This is a genomic window from Actinomycetota bacterium, from assembly GCA_035536535.1.
In the GTDB taxonomy this organism is placed as follows: Bacteria; Actinomycetota; JAICYB01; order JAICYB01; family JAICYB01; genus DATLNZ01.
In genome coordinates this window covers 32,735-49,817 of record DATLNZ010000154.1, presented here as the reverse complement: position 1 = coordinate 49,817, position 17,083 = coordinate 32,735, and the positions used below count along the sequence as shown (strand labels likewise).

General features: G+C 66.0%; 17 protein-coding genes and 2 tRNA genes. 6 read left to right on the top strand and 13 right to left on the bottom strand.

Going from position 1 to position 17,083, the window contains the following annotated elements; translation table 11 throughout:
* The 8 genes from VNE62_10310 to VNE62_10275 form a co-directional block, all read right to left on the bottom strand.
* On the bottom strand, positions 1 to 1,316 hold a 1,316-nt coding region (locus VNE62_10310), incomplete at its 3' end, for an adenylate/guanylate cyclase domain-containing protein (protein HVE92671.1).
* 413 nt (positions 1,317 to 1,729) lie between these two features.
* Positions 1,730 to 1,802: transfer RNA gene (locus VNE62_10305), tRNA-Ala, on the bottom strand.
* A gap of 14 nt (positions 1,803 to 1,816) precedes the next feature.
* Positions 1,817 to 1,969 (bottom strand): hypothetical protein, encoded by a 153-nt coding sequence (locus VNE62_10300; GenBank protein HVE92670.1) that lies wholly within the window; start codon positions 1,967 to 1,969, stop codon positions 1,817 to 1,819.
* 79 nt (positions 1,970 to 2,048) lie between these two features.
* Positions 2,049 to 2,849: a phosphotransferase gene (locus tag VNE62_10295; GenBank protein HVE92669.1), complete on the bottom strand. Its 801-nt coding sequence runs from the start codon at positions 2,847 to 2,849 to the stop codon at positions 2,049 to 2,051.
* A 110-nt stretch (positions 2,850 to 2,959) separates the two neighbouring features.
* Positions 2,960 to 3,033 (bottom strand) — tRNA-Ile (locus VNE62_10290).
* A gap of 31 nt (positions 3,034 to 3,064) precedes the next feature.
* Positions 3,065 to 3,427 (bottom strand): DUF3566 domain-containing protein, encoded by a 363-nt coding sequence (locus VNE62_10285; protein HVE92668.1) that lies wholly within the window; start codon positions 3,425 to 3,427, stop codon positions 3,065 to 3,067.
* Positions 3,424 to 4,857 carry an RtcB family protein gene (locus tag VNE62_10280; protein ID HVE92667.1) on the bottom strand — a complete coding sequence of 478 codons (1,434 nt, stop codon included), beginning with the start codon at positions 4,855 to 4,857 and terminating at the stop codon, positions 3,424 to 3,426. Before VNE62_10280 ends, VNE62_10285 begins: the two co-directional genes overlap by 4 nt.
* On the bottom strand, positions 4,854 to 5,279 hold the full coding sequence (locus VNE62_10275) for an archease (protein ID HVE92666.1): 426 nt from the start codon (positions 5,277 to 5,279) through the stop codon (positions 4,854 to 4,856). Before VNE62_10275 ends, VNE62_10280 begins: the two co-directional genes overlap by 4 nt.
* Before the next feature lie 253 nt (positions 5,280 to 5,532).
* On the opposite strand from VNE62_10275, the gene VNE62_10270 reads away from it, so the two are divergent.
* Together VNE62_10270 and gyrA are read left to right on the top strand one after the other, a co-directional pair.
* Positions 5,533 to 7,524: a DNA topoisomerase subunit B gene (locus VNE62_10270; protein ID HVE92665.1), complete on the top strand. Its 1,992-nt coding sequence runs from the start codon at positions 5,533 to 5,535 to the stop codon at positions 7,522 to 7,524.
* Positions 7,521 to 10,013 carry a DNA gyrase subunit A gene (gene gyrA / locus VNE62_10265; protein HVE92664.1) on the top strand — a complete coding sequence of 831 codons (2,493 nt, stop codon included), beginning with the start codon at positions 7,521 to 7,523 and terminating at the stop codon, positions 10,011 to 10,013. The genes VNE62_10270 and gyrA overlap by 4 nt, the downstream gene beginning before the upstream one ends.
* 3 nt (positions 10,014 to 10,016) lie before the next feature.
* On the opposite strand, the gene VNE62_10260 is transcribed toward gyrA, so the two are convergent.
* The 4 genes from VNE62_10260 to dnaA all read right to left on the bottom strand — a co-directional run bounded on the left by VNE62_10260 (position 10,017) and on the right by dnaA (position 14,110).
* Positions 10,017 to 10,361, bottom strand: coding sequence for a DUF721 domain-containing protein (locus VNE62_10260; protein ID HVE92663.1), 345 nt, complete (start codon positions 10,359 to 10,361; stop codon positions 10,017 to 10,019).
* 18 nt (positions 10,362 to 10,379) lie between these two features.
* Positions 10,380 to 11,441 carry a DNA replication and repair protein RecF gene (recF, locus tag VNE62_10255; GenBank protein ID HVE92662.1) on the bottom strand — a complete coding sequence of 354 codons (1,062 nt, stop codon included), beginning with the start codon at positions 11,439 to 11,441 and terminating at the stop codon, positions 10,380 to 10,382.
* 28 nt (positions 11,442 to 11,469) lie between these two features.
* Complete coding sequence (gene dnaN / locus VNE62_10250) at positions 11,470 to 12,552, bottom strand: DNA polymerase III subunit beta (GenBank protein HVE92661.1); 1,083 nt, start codon at positions 12,550 to 12,552, stop codon at positions 11,470 to 11,472.
* Between the two features lie 205 nt (positions 12,553 to 12,757).
* On the bottom strand, positions 12,758 to 14,110 hold the full coding sequence (gene dnaA / locus VNE62_10245) for a chromosomal replication initiator protein DnaA (GenBank protein ID HVE92660.1): 1,353 nt from the start codon (positions 14,108 to 14,110) through the stop codon (positions 12,758 to 12,760).
* Between the two features lie 231 nt (positions 14,111 to 14,341).
* Between dnaA and rpmH the strand changes: the two genes are divergently transcribed.
* The 4 genes from rpmH to VNE62_10225 all read left to right on the top strand — a co-directional run bounded on the left by rpmH (position 14,342) and on the right by VNE62_10225 (position 16,609).
* Positions 14,342 to 14,476, top strand: coding sequence for a 50S ribosomal protein L34 (gene rpmH / locus VNE62_10240; GenBank protein HVE92659.1), 135 nt, complete (start codon positions 14,342 to 14,344; stop codon positions 14,474 to 14,476).
* Positions 14,477 to 14,825: 349 nt separating this feature from the next.
* Positions 14,826 to 15,122 (top strand): membrane protein insertion efficiency factor YidD, encoded by a 297-nt coding sequence (gene yidD / locus VNE62_10235; GenBank protein HVE92658.1) that lies wholly within the window; start codon positions 14,826 to 14,828, stop codon positions 15,120 to 15,122.
* Positions 15,119 to 15,886 carry a YidC/Oxa1 family membrane protein insertase gene (locus VNE62_10230; protein HVE92657.1) on the top strand — a complete coding sequence of 256 codons (768 nt, stop codon included), beginning with the start codon at positions 15,119 to 15,121 and terminating at the stop codon, positions 15,884 to 15,886. Before yidD ends, VNE62_10230 begins: the two co-directional genes overlap by 4 nt.
* Positions 15,887 to 15,910: 24 nt before the next feature.
* On the top strand, positions 15,911 to 16,609 hold the full coding sequence (locus VNE62_10225) for a Jag N-terminal domain-containing protein (protein ID HVE92656.1): 699 nt from the start codon (positions 15,911 to 15,913) through the stop codon (positions 16,607 to 16,609).
* A 22-nt stretch (positions 16,610 to 16,631) separates the two neighbouring features.
* Here the strand turns inward: VNE62_10225 and VNE62_10220 are convergent, their stop codons facing one another.
* Positions 16,632 to 16,979 carry a hypothetical protein gene (locus VNE62_10220; protein HVE92655.1) on the bottom strand — a complete coding sequence of 116 codons (348 nt, stop codon included), beginning with the start codon at positions 16,977 to 16,979 and terminating at the stop codon, positions 16,632 to 16,634.
* Between the last annotated feature and the right edge of the window lie 104 nt (positions 16,980 to 17,083).

Below are 17,083 nucleotides of genomic sequence, written 5' to 3'. Positions count from 1 at the left end.
ACCGCCGTTCGTGCCCCCGCGCCCAGCATCCGGAAGCGGTCGTTCAGACCGGCGGCGATCTGTTGTGGCGACAAGACGCGGACGCGGGCGGCGGCGAGCTCGATCGCCAGCGGGATGCCGTCGAGACGCTGGCAGATCTCCGCCACCGCCGGCGCGGTCTCGTTGGTCACCGCGAAGTTCGGGCGTGCACGCGTGGCGCGGTCGATGAACAGACGCACGGCGTCGGACGCCGCCATCGCTTCGACTGCGAGCGTCGATCGCTCGTCGGGAACGGTGAGACTGGGTACGCGCCACGTCACCTCGCCGTCGACGCCCAGCGGCTCGCGCGACGTCGCCAGCACGGTCACCCCCGGGCACGAACGGAGCAGCCCGTCGGCGAGCTCGGCGGATGCGGCGACGACGTGCTCACAGTTGTCGAGGATCACGAGCGCGCGCTGGCTGGAGAGGCGTTGCGCGATCGTGTCAACCCAGTCGCGTCCGGGCGCCTCCTTGATGCCGAGGACGGCCGCCAGCGTGGGCACTACGAGCTCGGGATCGGAGAGCGGCGCGAGGTCGACGAACCACTCGCCGTCGGGGTAGGCGTCGATCGCGTCCGCGGCAGCGTGAAGGGCAAGGCGAGTCTTTCCACATCCACCTCCGCCGGTCACTGTCAGCAAGCGCGTTTCCGCAATCAGCTTCCCAAGCTGGACGAGCTCGTCGTCGCGTCCGATGAAGCTCGTGAGCTGGGCAGGAAGGTTGTTTGGCGTCGCGTCGAGCGAGCGCAATGGTGGGAACTCTGCGTCGAGTGCTGGATGACAGAGTTGGAAGATCAGCTCGGGGCGTGCGAGATCGCGAAGACGATGAGTGCCCATCTCCCGCACCGATGCGTCGCCCGGGAGACGGTCGACGACGAGATCGCGCGTCGTGCGCGACAGCAGTACCTGGCCGCCGTGACCGAGATCGCGGATGCGCGCGCAGCGGTTGATCGTTAGACCGATGTAGTTGCCTTCGTCGCGAAGCTGGACCTCACCGGTGTGCAGGCCGATCCGAACTCGCAGGTCGACGTCCGGGTTTCGCTGGATCGTGAGGGCGCACGCCACCGCATCGGATGCCCGGGCGAAGGCGGCAAGCGCACTGTCGCCCTCGCCCTGCTCGACGGGCTGGACACCGCCGTGGCTTCCGACGGCGTCGGCGATCGCCCTGTGGAGCCGGACCATCGCCTCCGTGGCCGCTTCCGGCGCCTGCTCGAACGCTCTCGTCGACCCTTCGACGTCAAGGAGTAGGAGCGTGACCGTGCCGACTGGCAATACGAAGTCACCGCGTCCCACCGCCTTCACCCCCCACTGAACGGGGCCGGCAAGCCGGCCCTCAGGGGATTCTCGCAGCTCGCGCGGTCGTTGAACCATGGGTGCAGGATGCGACCTGAGCCCAGCCTGAACATCTCCCAGATGGGAGATATCGGTCGGTCAACGCGGGGGACGTTCATGATTCGACCCTCGGCCTAGCGAAGCAGGAGGGGCGCACGAGGCTCGGACAGCTGCTCGTGCATTGGGTGCCAGCCAACTCGGTCGCGTTCATTCCCTCCACTCGCTGCCGCCGGATCATCGGCCACCGAAGCGGCCGTGGTGCCGATCACCGTCGCGCAGAACTGAGGCAGAACGCGCCTTTTTCGCGGCATGGGATCGGTTCGGCCCCCTCCTCGGAGGGGGCCTACGCGCGTATGCGACGCGCTGACCTGCGATCTTTCCGGTGGAGATGACCGGACTCGAACCGGTGACTTCCGGCTTGCAAAGCCGGCGCTCTACCAACTGAGCTACATCCCCGAGAAACGTGCTTGTTACGAAGCTCCGGACCTCTCGGGCTCGGGCTGCGGCGTTTCCCACAGGCCGAGCTGCGCGTACTCCTCACGGCGCCCGCGAACGAGCTTCATGGCCATGCCGGCAACGGCGCCGAGTATGCCCAGCAGGAACCATTTCCTCTTACGAGCCATATCGCGGACCTTTCCTCCCTTAGAAGATACGGCGTGGCGGCTGCGGCAGTCCTTGGGAGCTGCTCGGTGCGGGGCCCTTTCAGCGCCGCGAGACGAGGAGATCCGCGAGGCCACGGAGCCGGGAGGTGAGGGTATCGGCGTAATGGGGGTAGTGGTCGATGGCATGACACACGGCGATCAACGCCCTGCCGGAAGCACACCGCACGGCCTCGCCGAAGCCGCCAACGTGCACGGCCCTGTCCAGGAACCGTACGGCCGTATCTCTCCCCTGCTCCCATGCCAGACAGTGGACACCCATGGTCGTCAGGTCGATGACTCGCGTGCCGCGCCCGGCAGACTGCGTGTCGATGATGCTCACCGAATCGCCGGCGACCAGGACGTTGTCGGTGGCGAAGTCGCCATGCACCAGGTCGTCGCGCGACAGCGGTGGGAGCAGGTGTCCCTCACAGGCCCGGACAAGCGCGCGGGACAGCTCTTGGGTCGCACTCGAGAACCCGAGACACTTGGCGTGCAGCCCCGAGTCGGGGTGGACGATCCGCTCGAAGTGGCCCGACCAGTCGAAGAGACGATCGCGGCCTCGGCCAATCCCGGCTTGCGCTTCCACGGCACGTTCCAGCGCATCACTCTGCCCGTCGGACAGGGACTCTGCTGGGTCGCCTTCCGACCAATCGAGCACCACGTAACCCACGGTCCCCGCGACGCCCCAGGCCAGCCACGCAGCGGCCGGCCATCCTCGGCTCAGAGCTTGTGCCACCGCCTGTGCCGCCTCGTCGAGCTCCGCCTGGGCCCTGGCGTGATGGCTCTTCAGGACCCCTCGACGACCCGTGTCGTCCACAAGGGCCAGAGCCGCTCCGGTGGAGCCACCCTCGAGCGCGCCCATCAAACGCCATTTGGCGTCAGCAGTGGCGTTCAGGTGCAAAAGGGTTTCTTCGGGGTTCATGACGAGGGGGCAGGCGAGGTATCACGAGGACATCTCGAGCCGGCACGGGGTGGGCCTGGGTGGACTCGAACCACCGACCTCAGCTTTATCAGAGCTGCGCTCTAACCGCCTGAGCTACAGGCCCCCGGTGCGACCGCAATGCTACTGCCTGATGATCATCGCTCCCGGACCACGACCTCGATGCCGCCGACGACGTCGGCGAGGATGTTGTACAGCAGAGCGGACAGGGCCGCGAGCAGCGTTAGCAGGCCGGTCAGAACCATGCTCACGATCAGGTACGGGACCAGGAAGTCGAGAAACCCCAGCCGGTAGTTGGGCTCGGCCCCCATGCTGATGATGAACTGCTCGACGCTGCGAAGGGCACCGGACGCGGCACCGAGCAGAAACAGCGCGATGAACCCGACGAGCCCGATCGCCGCCAGGGTGAGCCCAAGCGCGAGCGCCACCTTGGCCGCCGACATAGGCTGGATGTTCCGCAGGACGCGCCGCTCGGCCAGCACCCGGGTCTCGACAGTCATCCCTTCACCACGGCGATCGGGCGCATGCGCGCCACGGTCCTGGACAGCCCGGCCTCCTCACACACTTTCACGACCTCGGAGACGTCCTTGTACGCATAGGGAGCCTCCTCCGCCAGCAGCCTCGCCTGCTGGGCGACCACGATGATCCCTTCGCCTCTCAACTGGCGCTGCAGATCCCGTCCGTCCATGCGCTTCACTGCCGCCTTCCTGGACATCATCCGTCCGGCTCCGTGGCAAGTGGACCACCAGGCGAGATCGCGTCCGGACTCTGTGCCAACCAGAACGAAGGACGCGGTCCCCATGCTTCCGGGGACCATCACCGGTTGTCCCAGGTCACGGTACCTGTCCGGCAGCTCTGGGTGCCCGGGGCCGAACGCGCGGGTAGCTCCCTTGCGGTGCACGCACAGCGTCCGGGTGCGCCCGTTCACCTCGTACTGCTCGATCTTGGCCAGGTTGTGCGAGACGTCGTAGACGACGTGCATCCCGAGGTCCTGCGCGGAGGACCTGAAGCTGCGCTCAAAGGCCTTGCGCACCGCGTCCGTGAGCACGTGGCGGTTCGCCCGTCCGTAGTTGGCGGCAGCGGCCATGGACGCCATGTACCGCTGTCCCTCCGGCGACTTCACAGGGGCACAGGCCAGCTGTCGATCGGGGACCTCGATGCCGTAGGAGCGCATGGCGCGGTCCATGTTGCGCACCTCGTCGGTGCAGACCTGGTGTCCCACCCCACGCGATCCGCAGTGGATCATGAGCACCACCTGTCCGGCGCCCAGTCCGAACCGCTCCGCGGCCACCGCATCGTGGATCTTGTCCACAACCTGGACTTCCACGAAGTGGTTCCCAGCGCCCAGGGAGCCGAGCTGGTTTGCGCCACGCTCGATGGCCTTGGCCGAGACGGCGTCCGGGTCGGCCTCGCGCAGGACCCCGTGGTCCTCGCAGACCTCGACGTCCTCCTGCCAGCCGACCCCCCGGCGCAACGGCAGGCCGACCCCTTCAGACAGCACCTCCCGCATCCCTTTGCCGTCCAGGGGCATCAGCCCCTTGCCGCCCACGCCGCGCGGGATCCGAGAGAGCTCGCGGACCAGGTCGTCCACCCGTTGCCGGACGTCGGCCACGGCTACGTCGGTGCGGACCAGGCGAACCCCGCACGAGATGTCGAAGCCGACTCCCCCCGGGGAGATGACACCGCCGGCGTCCACATCGGTGGCGCACACGCCTCCGATCGGGAAGCCGTAACCCCAGTGGATGTCCGGCATCGCGAACGAGTAGCCGGCGATGCCGGGAAGATGCGCCACGTTGGACACCTGCTCCAGGGCCTTGTCCTCGCGGGCCTTGTCCAGCAGGGCCGTTGAGGCGAAGATGCGGCCGGGGACCCGCATCCCCCCCGTGGCGGGGATCTCCCAGACGTGGCGGCTGACCTCTGTGACAGTCATACGTCGAGGTATACCCGCGCCGAGGCTCCCGAATCGGACACCGTCACCTGGATGCCGTGGTAGGTAACCGCCTTTACCGCCGGTCCGTGCTGCACGAACCCGGAGGCGTCGCAGCCGGACATGTCCGCCTCCAGCCGCCATGCCCGGTCCGGATCGGGTGCCGGCGTGATTCGGGCCCGGATGCTCACGGGGACAAAGGCGCGGACCTCGAACAGGTACAGCAGCTCGGACAGCCAATCTACGAGCAAGGCCTCGGCATCCGGCCCGTCCAGCTCCACCCGCTGGGTTATCGCCGGCTCCCCGCGGACCTCGCCCATGACTGAAAGCAGCGCCCGGGCCGACTCTTCGAACAGCTCGTCGAGCCCCTGCGCGCGGATCTCCAGGCCCACGTCGGCCGTGTGCTCGATCAGCTCGTAGCTCATGGGTTCCATCGGTGACCGGGAGGCCACTGTGCCTGCCTCCCGCGACCGTCGCAGCATATTCCCGAGCCCGCTGCCGGTTCCTGACGCCGCGGGCCTGGAGGCCGTCGCGAAGGTGCCCGTCCGCCTCCGGCTGCACGCGGTTTTTGACGGTGCCGCATGGTATAGTTGTTCAGCAGTAAAAACCGCCTCTGACCTGCGGTTTCGTGTCCCTCGGGAGCCCCGGCTCCCGCCGTCCGAGAAAGACGAGATCTTCATGGCTGACGCGCCCAAAACGCCCCGGGGTACAGAACGCGACATCCGCTCCACCGGCAACGGCGGCCGGTCGTACGGCGCCAAGGACATCCAGGTCCTGGAGGGCCTCGAGCCGGTCCGAAAGCGCCCCGGGATGTACATCGGATCCACCGGCCTCAAGGGCCTGCACGAGCTCGTCCGGGAGGTCGTGGACAACTCGGTGGACGAGGCCATGGCCGGATACTGCACGCGCATTGACGTGACCCTGCTCGCCGACGGGGGCGCACGCGTCTCCGACAACGGACGGGGCATCCCGGTGGACCCCCACCCACAGAACCCCAAGCAGTCGGCGGCCGAGATCGTGCTGACCACACTGCACGCCGGCGGCAAGTTCGGCGGCGACGGCTACAAGGTGTCCGGAGGTCTGCACGGCGTCGGTGTCTCGGTCGTGAACGCACTCAGCACCCGCCTGGTCCTGGAGATCGATTCCTCCCTGGACGGAAACCGCCACCGGATGGAGTTCGTCAACGGCGGCCGCCCCAAGACCAAGCTCGAGGTGACAGGTCCCGCACCCCGGGGCCGGACCGGCACCTCCGTCAGCTTCTGGCCCGATCCGGCCATCTTCCAGTCCGAGGGGATCGAGTTCCGCGCGACGACCGTGCTGGAGCGCCTGCAGACCTACGCCTTTTTGAACAAGGGCCTGGAGATCCGGTTCCGCGACGAGCGCGAGGGGGCCGAGGTCAAGGAGCAGGTCTACCGGTACACGGGCGGGATCGTCGACTTCGTCCGTCATCTCAACGCCGCCAAGGAAGCCCTTTTCCGGAAAGTGGCGCACTTCGAGCAGGCCGAGACCGAGCAGGAGGTCGAGGTCGCCCTGCAGTGGAACACCGGCTACAACGAGGGCATCCACTCCTTCGCCAACGGCATTGAGACCGGCGAGGGCGGGATGCACGAGGAGGGATTCAAGAAAGCCCTGACCAACGTCGTGAACCGCTACGCCCGTGAAAAGGGCCTGCTCAAGGAAAAGGACCTCAACCTCCTCGGCGACGACATCCGCGAAGGGCTGACGGCGATCGTGTCGGTGAAGCTGCGAGAGCCCCAGTTCGAGGGCCAGACAAAGGCGAAGCTGGGCAACGTCAGCATCAGGTCGCTGGTGGAACGGGCGACTTTTGAGAAGCTCGCGCTGTGGCTCGAGGAGCACCCGACAGAAGCTCGCCAGGTTCTGAACAAGTCGGTCACCGCGGCCAGGGCCCGCGTCGCCGCCCAGGAGGCCCGCAAGCTGATCCAGCGCAAGTCGGCGCTGGAGGGCGCGGGAATGCCCGACAAGCTCCGCGACTGCGCCTCCGGCACGCCGCCAGACAGGGCTGAGCTGTTCATCGTCGAGGGCGACTCCGCCGGCGGCTCCGCCGTCAAGGCCCGGGACCCGGCCACACAGGCGATCCTTCCCATCCGCGGCAAGATCCTCAACGTCGAGCGCGCCCGCCTGGACCGGATGCTCAAAAACGCCGAGGTACAAGCGCTGATAGCGGCGATAGGGGCCGGCGTGGGAGAGGACTTCGACGTCGCCAAGGCGCGATACCACAAGGTCGTCCTCATGACAGACGCCGACATCGACGGGTCCCACATCCGGACGCTGCTGCTGACACTGTTTTTCAGGCACATGAAGCCGCTGTTCGAGGCCGGTTACGTCTACATCGCCCAGCCCCCGCTGTACTCCACGATCGTGGGCAAGGAGCGGGTCTATCTCAAGGACGACCAGGCCAAAGTCAGGTTCCTGGAGGAGCACCCCAAGCACAAAGAAGAGTTCGCCCGCCTGAAGGGTCTCGGGGAGATGGACCACGAGGAGCTCGAGGTGACGACGATGGACCGCTCTCGCAGGACGCTGCTGCGCGTCGACGTCGAGCAGGCTGCGCTGGCAGACGAGGTGTTCGCCGTACTTATGGGCGAGAACGTCGAGGCGCGCAAGCACTTCATCGTCACCAACGCCAAGGACGTCAGGTTCCTGGACATATGAGCCGTAGGGTGCGCGGTGGCAACGGCGACTCGCCCAACGGCGCGGGTGACGCGAGCTCTCTGGGTCTCATCGAGCCCATCGAGATACAGGAGGAGATGGAGCGGTCCTTTCTGGACTACTCCATGTCGGTCATCGTCCAGCGCGCCCTGCCGGACGCCCGCGACGGCCTGAAGCCCGTCCACCGCCGGATCCTCTACGGAATGCAGACCGTCGGGGCTCGTTCCGACAAGGCGCACATGAAATGCGCCCGGATCACCGGTCACGTCATGGGGCAGTACCACCCACACGGCCCGTCGGCGATATACGACGCGCTGGCACGGATGGCGCAGGACTTCAGCCTCCGGCACCCGCTGGTGGACGGCCACGGCAACTTCGGCTCCCCCGACGACCCGCCCGCCGCCGAAAGGTACACCGAGGCCCGGCTGGCCCAGCTGGCCAACCAGATGCTGGAGGGCATCGACGAGGAGACCGTCGACTTCGTGGACAACTACACCGGTGAGTTCAAGGAGCCCACGGTCCTGCCGTCGCGGTTCCCGAACCTGCTGGTCAACGGCAGCCAGGGGATCGCGGTTGGAATGGCGACGAACATCCCTCCCCACAACCTGACGGAGATCGTCGACGCCACCGTCCACCTGATCGACAACCCCGAGGCCACCCCGGACGACCTCATGGCGTTCGTAAAGGGTCCGGACTTCCCCACCGGCGCGCTCATCCTGGGCAGGGCCGGGATCCTGGACGCCTACAGGACCGGACGCGGGTCCGTCCGGATGCGGGCCCGGGCCGAAATCACCGAGGACAAACGCGGCACGTCCATCGTCGTGACGGAGATCCCGTACCAGACCAGCACCGGGTCGATCGGCGGCAAGATCGCGGAGCTCGCGCTGGCAAAGCAGATCGACGGCATCCGCAACGTCAACGACGAGTCGGCGAAAGGCAAGACGCGGCTGGTCATCGAGCTGAAGCGCGACGCCAACGCCAACGTGGTCCTCAACAACCTGTTCAAACACACGCCGATGCAGGCCACGTTCGGCGTCAACACGGTCGCGCTGGTGGACGGGGTGCCGCGAACCCTCAACCTGGCCCAGTCGCTCACGGCCTACGTCGAGCACCAGGTGGACGTCGTTACGCGGCGGACGCAGTTCCGCCTCCGAAAGGCGCGGGACCGGGCCCACCTCGTGGAGGGGCTGCTGAAGGCCCTGGACATGATCGACGAGATCATCACGCTCATCCGGGGCTCGGAGAACCGCGAGGCGGCCCGAAACGGCCTGATGGCCGTCCCCTTCGACTTCTCGGAAGCCCAGGCCAACTACATTCTGGACACCACGCTTGCCCGCCTGACCCGGCTGGCGCGGGCGGAGCTCCAGGACGAGCTGACCGAGTTGCGGCGCACGATCGCCGAGCTGGAGTCGATTCTTGCGGACCCGGCCAAGCTCCGCGGAGTCATCAAGGACGAGCTGGCGGAGATCAAACGTCGATTCGCATCGCCCCGTCGCACTGAGATCACTTTCGACCCGGGCGAGATGAGCATCGAGGACTTCATCACCGACGAGCAGGTCGTCGTCACGATGACCAAGGCCGGCTACATCAAGACCGTGCAGTCCGGCGCCTTTAAAACCCAAGGGCGCGGGGGGCGCGGCGTCGCTGGGGCCAAGCTCAAAGAAGAAGACCTGGTGACGGACATCATCTACACCAGCACCCACTCCTACCTGCTGCTTTTCTCCAACCGCGGACGCGTGTTCAGGCTCCGCGTACACGAGATCCCGATGAAGGACCGCACGGCACGCGGAACGGCCGCGATCAACCTTCTGCCCCTGTCGCCGGACGAGCGCATCGAGGCGGTCATCGAGACGCGCGACTTCGAGGCCGGCCGGTTCCTGTTTTTTGCGACCAAAAAGGGCCAGGTGAAGAAGACCGCGCTGCAGGAGTACGACAAGAGCCGGCGCGAGGGGTTTATCGCCATCAGCCTCAAGCGCGGCGACGAGCTCGTCCGTGTGATCAAGACCCGCGGCGACGAAAACATCTTCATGGTCAGCCGCAACGGCATGGCCATACGCTTTAACGAGTCGGAGGTCCGCTCCATGGGGCGCGACGCCGCCGGAGTCCGGGGCATGAGGCTCAAGGCCGCCGACGAGGTGGTCTCGTGCGACGTGGCCCGCGACGACACGAGCATCCTCGTGGTCACGGAGGCCGGCTTCGGAAAGCGGACCCAGCTGGACCGGTTCAGCCGCCAAGGCCGCGGGGGCCAGGGAGTGCGGGGCATCAAGCTCACCGCAACGAAGGGCTATGTCGTGGCTGCATTCATGGTCGGGCTGGACGACGAGATCATCGCCATCTCGTCCGGAGGCGTGACGGTGCGGATGCCGGTCCGCGGTATCTCCTCGCAGGGGCGCGACGCCACGGGAGTCCGCATCATGAACCTCGACACCGGACAGACGGTTGCGTCGGCGGCCCCCATCCTGTCGGGGGAGTCCGAGGAGGAGGAGGGGTAGGCGTCAGCGCCGTCGGGAGCGCCGGACGGTCAACTCGGTGACCGTACCGGGACCGCAGACTTCGTTGAGTTTCTGAAGCACAACCTGGGACAGATAGGTCAGCTCGGTCGCCCAGGAGTCCGCATCGACCCGAACCTCCAGCGTCGTCCCCCTGAGCCGGTGCACCTGGGCGTGGTCCGCGACGTCGGCTCCAACCGCCTGGCGCCACGCCTTCCGCAGACGGGCCTCTGTCCACAGGCCCTTGGGGGCGGACCGGTCCAGTGCCCTCGGGAGGGCGTCCGACAGCCTTGTGAGGTGTCCGCCTCTGAGCCTGGAAACGTTGGGGGAGCTCGAGTCATCCCACCTCATGCGGCCGGCCCCAGGCCGTCAAGCCGCCTCATGAAGCCGGCCCTCCGAAACCCGCCACACCGAGTCGACCGGAGCCGATTCCGGCACGGACGCGGGGTCGGTGGCCGTCAGGATCACCTGGCACTCTCCCACCACCTTGAACACGCGGGCCCGGCGATCGGGGTCCAGTTCCGACAGGACATCGTCTAGCAGCAGCACCGGGTCCTCCAGCAGGCGCAACTCGGCCAGGCGCAGGGACAGCGCGGCGGATCTCTGCTCCCCGCGTGACGAGTACGACCTCGCCGCCAGTCCGTCCACCTCGATCTCCAGGTCGTCGCGGTGGGGGCCGACTCTCGTAGTCCCCCGCTCAAGGTCCACCTGGATCGTCGACGAGTACACCTCCAGCAGGTGGGCTTCTAGATCGTGCCCGGACAACTCGTGTTCGGTGGTTGAGTTGCGATACCTGACCGTCGCCGTCCCGGCTCCCGAAAGGAGCTCGTAAAGGTCCGTCACTGCCGGCGCCAAGTCGGAGATGAGCCTGCGACGGGCATCGAGTATCTGGGCTCCCGTCGCGGCCAGAGGCGCGTCAAACATCGCTGCTTCGAGCGCGGCGCCCTGTCTCAGCGCCGCGTTGCGCTGGCGCAGAGCCCGGTCGTAGTCCGATCGCAGCGCGCGGTAAGAGGGCCGCAACTGGGTCAGTAGGTCATCGAGCGCCCGCCGGCGAAGGTCGGGTTCTCCTCTGACCAGGTCGAGGTCTTCAGGTCCGAATACAACAGCGCGGAACCGGCCGAGGAAGTTCTTGGCGGCGACGCCGGAACCCTGAGCCCGCAGAAGCGCACGTCCCCCTCTGATCCGGAATTCGAGCTCGCTGCCCGACGACGTCTCGAGGCGCGCTCCGCCCTCAGGCTGTGCGTCCTTGACGAGTTGAGCCAGATGGCTGGTCCGCGGCGACGACAGCGTCGCGAAAAGAGCCGTGGCCTCGATGAGACTGCTCTTACCCGCTCCGTTGAACCCCAGGACCAGCGTCGTGCTGGGGGAAGGCTTGAACTCGGCTTCTTCGTATGACCGCAGCTTCCAGAGCCGCAGAAGCGAGATGGCCATCCCACACGCCCCTGGCTCGCCTGTTGCCTCAGCCCACCCGGATCGGCATGAGCAGATAGCGGAAGTCGTCGTTGTCGGTTCCGCGGACGATGACGGGCCTTTGCGGGTCCGACAACTCCAGCCGAATCTCCTCGGTCTCCACGGCAGACACGCCGGCTTCGAGGTATGCGGCGTTAAACGCCGCCCTGACCGGTTCCCCCGTGTAGTCGCCCTCGATGTCGATGTCGGCTTCTCCGAGACCCTGAGGGGTGCAGTGCAGCCGAATACGTCCCTCATCGAGGTCCACGAACACGGGAGTGGCATCCTGTGCCATCACCGACACCTGCCTCAGCGATTCGATGAGCCGGGATCTCGAGATCTGCAGGCGGTTCGGCAGGTCCGTGGGAAGCAGCTTCCTGTACTCGGGGAACTCGCCTTCGATCAGCCGGCTGGAGATCGATACGTTCCCGGCCTCAAAGCGGACCTGCGACCCGGATACCTCGATGGTGACGTCACCGTCAGTAGCGATCTTCGCCACCTCGACGACCGCCCGTGCGGGGACAAGCAGCTTCGTCTGAGCCGCGCCCTGGATCGGGATCCTGCGAAGCGACAACCGGTAGGAGTCCGTCGCCACTAGGCGCAGCTCCGACTCATCGCCCTCAAACAGCACGCCGGTGAGGATCGGCCGGGTCTCGTCGCGCGATGCCGCAGGAGCCACCTGGGCCAGCGCCGTGGCGAACAACTCCGCCGGCACCGACAGCCTGTGGGCCTCCTCGGCGATCTCCGTTTTCGGGAAGTCCTCGGCCTGCAGGGTGCGGAGGCTGAACTTGGCGCGGCCTCCGGTGATCCGCAGCGTCCCGTTGTCGGACACGAACTCGACGTCCTCGGACCTGAGGTTCCTGACGATCTCCGCGAGGTACCGGGCAGGCACGACCACGCTGCCGGCTTCCCCCGAAAGTGGCATCCGGACCCGGGTGGTGAGCTCCAGGTCGGTTGTCGTAAGCGTGAGGTCTGCGTCGGTGAGCTCCATCAGGACACCGGACAACGCCGGAATTCCGGCTCTCGCTCCGACACTTCGCAGAACCGTCTGAAGTGCGCGTGCCAGTTCGTCTTTCGGGGCGATGAGCTTCATCTGTGGGCCTCCGGTTCGTTCTTCTGCTTTTACAGAGATATCTGGTAGGAGTAGCAGTAGGTGCTGTGGATGCTGTTCGTAACCCTGCTCCTGTGCACGTGGGAAGGCCTGCCGGGGGTGTGGACAGTATCGGGACGCGCAATGACAAGCTGTTCACGCCCGTCAGCCATCCGAGTTAGCCCCACCGTCGGTCCCCAGCCTGTCCCTAGGTGCCGCTGCGCCGTTTGATGCGGGTGGTCAGGTCCTGGATCTGGTGATACACAAGCCTCTTCTCCCCGATCACGGCGGCGATCTTCTTCACGGCGTGCAGAACTGTCGTGTGGTCGCGTCCTCCGAACATCTCCCCCACCTTCGGAAGGCTCAGGTCGGTCAGCTCCCGTACGAGGTACATCGCGATCTGCCTTGCGTGCACGAGGGACTTTGAGCGGTTCTGGGAGCGCAGATCGTCCACGCCCAGACCGAAGTAGGCGGCCGTCTCGGCCATGATCGTGTCCACCCGGACGGGTTCGGCTCCCGAAGACGGGAACAGATGGCTCAGGACCTCCTCCGCGAGCTGGACGGTGACCTGGGTGCCGTTGAGAGAGGCGTAGGCGATGACCCGTATCAGCGCCCCCTCCAACTCCCGGACCGAGTCCTCGACCCCTGAGGCGATGTAGTCCAGGACGTCCTCCGGCACGGAAAGGCGCTTGTCCTCGGCTTTCCGCCGCAGGATGGCCACGCGCGTCTCCAGGTCCGGGGGTTGGATGTCGGTGATCAGCCCCCACTCAAACCGCGACCTCAGCCGGTCCTCCAGCGTGGCCATCTTTTTGGGGGGCCGGTCCGATGAGATGACGATCTGGCGGTTTGCGTTGTGCAGCGCGTTGAACGTGTGGAAGAACTCCTCCTGCGTCGTCTCCTTGTTCTCGAGAAATTGGATGTCGTCGATCAAAAGGAGGTCGCTTTCCCGGTAACGCTGCTGGAACGCGAGCCTGCGGTCGGACTTGATCGCGTTGATGAAGTCGTTCATGAACTTTTCGGAGGACACGTACTCCACCTTCAGGTGCGGGTACAGCTGCTTTGTGTGCCGGCCTATGGCGTGCATGAGGTGGGTCTTGCCTAGACCTGCGCCCCCATAGACGAATAGAGGGTTGTAAGCGCTCGCGGGAGCCTCGGCCACAGCCAGGGCGGCCGCGTGGGCGAATCGGTTCGACGCCCCGATGACAAAGTTCTCAAACGAGTACTGAGGACTGAGCTCAGGAGCCGCCTCGGGTTCACGCTGGACCACCGGAGCGGGCAGAGGGGCCGGCGCCTGGACGGCCACTCCCCCGGCCGGCGTCACGATCTCGATGTGCAGAGGCCTCCCGGCAGCGCGGGACACCGCGTCCTGAAGGACTCCCGAGTACCGCTGCTCCAGCCATTCCTTTGCGAACCTATGGGGGGCCCGCAGCGTGATGACGCTGTCGGTCATCGTCAGCGGGTGGGTCTCTTCGAACCAGGCTCTGGATGCGGCGGTGGACAGACGGTCGCGGACGACCGTCAGACACTCCTGCCAAACGTCTTGCGCTGTTGTCGCCGGCAAATCAGACCACTCCCTTGGGCGTTCATCCGGTTATCCACACCACCTTCCACAGGTGTGGATACAGTTGCGGAAAAACAAAAGACGGCCCTCTGGGGCCGCCTTCGCTCACACGAGCGAGGCGCATCTTAGCCCTCCCGCAACCAGGCGGTCAATGCGCGTTTGACCTGCGGTTTCGCTTCATGTAGCCTGCTCGCGGCACCCTTCGTCCAACAGAGGATTCACAGGATTGTCATGAAGAGGACCTACCAGCCACACAACCGCCGGCGCCAGCGGACCCACGGCTTCCGCAAGCGCATGCGCACACCCGGGGGCCGCGCGATTCTCCGCCGCAGACGGGCGAAAGGCAGGCAGCAGCTGGCGGTATGAGGCGAGCGCAACGTCTCAGGCGCTCGCAGGACTTCCAGGGGGTGATCCGGGCCGGCCGCGCCGTGTCCGGGTCCTGCCTGGTCTTGTACTATTCGCTTCGGGACGAGGGATCGGGCGCGCCGCGATTCGGCTTCGCCGTCTCGAGGCGCGTCGGAGGCGCCGTCCAGAGGAACCGGGTCAAAAGGGTTCTTCGAGAGGCGGCACGATCCCTGTCCAGTGACTCAGAAGAGCCGGCGGACGTAGTGGTGGTGGCGAGGCCACGGGCCGCGGCAGTCGAGCCGGCCGAGCTGAGGACCGAGCTCGGTGACGCCCTGGGACGGGCGCGAACAGGATCAGAGGGCGGCACGAGATGAGCCTGCAGCAACGGATGGTGCTCTTCCTGATACACGTGTACCAGAAGGGGATATCACCCTCCCTCGCCCCCCGGTGCCGGTTTTCCCCGAGCTGTTCTGAGTACGCGGTGTCGGCGGTCGAGCGCCACGGAGCCGCGGGTGGCATCTATCTCGCCGTTCGGAGGCTCGGCCGCTGCCACCCGCTCCGGGAGCCTGGCGTGGACGAAGTTCCGGAGACTTTCACCCTGCGCAGCCGAGACAAGGCTGCGAATACCACCACTTCTCACCTCTTAAAGAAGGGACGTCACGCATGAATCCCTGGGATAGTTTCGTAAAGGTATTCGCGGATGTCCTCCAAGCATTGGCCGGGATGTTCGAGTCTCTTGGCGGTCACAAATGGGCCGCGGCCATCATCGTATTGACGCTTATATTGCGCACGCTGCTGCTACCGCTGGGCATAAAGCAGATCCGCACATCCCAGGCGATGCAGCGGCTAAAGCCGGAGATGGACCGGCTCCAGAAGAAATACGGAAAAGATCGCATGCGTCTGGGCCAGGAGCAGCAGGCTCTTTTCCAGAGAGAAAAGGTCTCTCCCGCAGGGTGCGTCGGCCCCATGATCGCGCAGGCCCCGTTTCTCACCGCGATGTACTTCGCCATCCGGGATCTGGCGCGCACGGTGAAAGTGATGCCCTTTCTCGGGCTGGGCAACCTGACGCAGCCTGCCGGCAGGCATGCGGCGGGGTGGCTGCTTTTGGCCATCATGACGCTGACCAGTATCGTGACAACCAAGCAGTTGAGCACGGGCGGAGACGCGCAGCAGCAGAAGATGATGATCTATATGATGCCGCTCTTTTTTCTGGTGATCATGGTGCAGGTCCCGGCCGGACTCGTTCTTTACTGGGCGGTCAGCCAGCTGTACCAACTCGCGCAACAAATGGTGATGTTGCGAAGGAGTCCTGGGCCCAAAAATCCCACGCCGCAAGAGATCGCTACGGCCAAGCCACTCCAAGTGGCGCGGAACAAAAAGAACACGAACGGTAAAAGAAAGAATCAGAATGCCAAGCGCAAAACTCGCTGAGCAGCAAAGGACAGCGAATTCACGATGCCCTGGATAGAAAAAGACGGCCGAAACGTTGATGAGGCCCGTGCCGCGGCATTGTCCGAACTAGGGCTGCCGGAGGACGTTGTAGAGATAGAGGTCGTGCACGAGGGGGCCCGCGGACTGTTCGGACTGGGCGGGGAGCCCGCTGTGGTGCGCGTCCGTCCGAGGACGGAAGCCCCCGACTTCCGGTCGGCTTTCGAGGCGCCGGGCCCCGCGCAGGTGGACCCACCTCCGGGATCGGACGACCAGGAGGCAGATCTCGCGCCACCGCCGGCCGTCGAACGTCAGGGGCCCGTTGACGGCCGTGACGCCGACGTCGCTCCGGCGACGGAGGACCCGCCGGCCGCGTCGGAAGACCAGGAGATGACGGCGCAGGTCGGAAGGGAGATGGTCGAGGGAATCCTCGGCCGAATGGGACTCGATGGACAAGTGGCGACGCGCGTCTCCGGAGGCACCGTGTACATCGAGATCTCCGGGGAGAACATGGGAATCCTGATCGGACGTGGGGGAGCGACACTCGAAGCGCTCCAGGAACTGGTGCGAGCGGGGGTCCAGCGCAGGCTCAAGGCGCGGGGATCCGTCGTGGTTGACGTCGAGGCCTACTGGGAACGGCGCCGCAGTCGGAGTGGGCGCCCGTCTGAGGGGAAGCGCAGGCAGAGCGGACGCAGGTCATCGGACGGCGGTCGACGCGGCGAGTGAGAAGTTCCCCACGTACAGTGGGTTAATCCCCCTCGACAGGCTTGCTCGGGCTCTGAAGTCGGTAGGTCGTCTTCATCGCCTCATAGCGCCTCCAGGCGTGCTCGTCCAGGTCGGGGACCAGGTGTCTGTCAAGGACCGGCAGCAGGCCGCGCAGTGACTGGCCCCTTATCAGCCACTGGAAGTAGGATCGGCCGGAATGGTGGTACGGCCCGTAAAGCCTGGAACCCGCGACCAGGCGGTGGAGATACCGGAACATCGCCTCGTGCCGCACGTGCATCCGCACGGTGATCGCCGGTTGCCGACCATCACCCCCGAAACTGCCTTCCCCCACCAGCACTCCCACGAGGAAGCCGATCTGGAAGTCGTTCACGACCGCCTCCTGACCTGTACGTGGCGCCCTGCCACACACCACGTGGGACGTTAGTTGTTACACCGTATGGTAACACGTGAAACAGTGCTGGCCGCTCTTCGGGA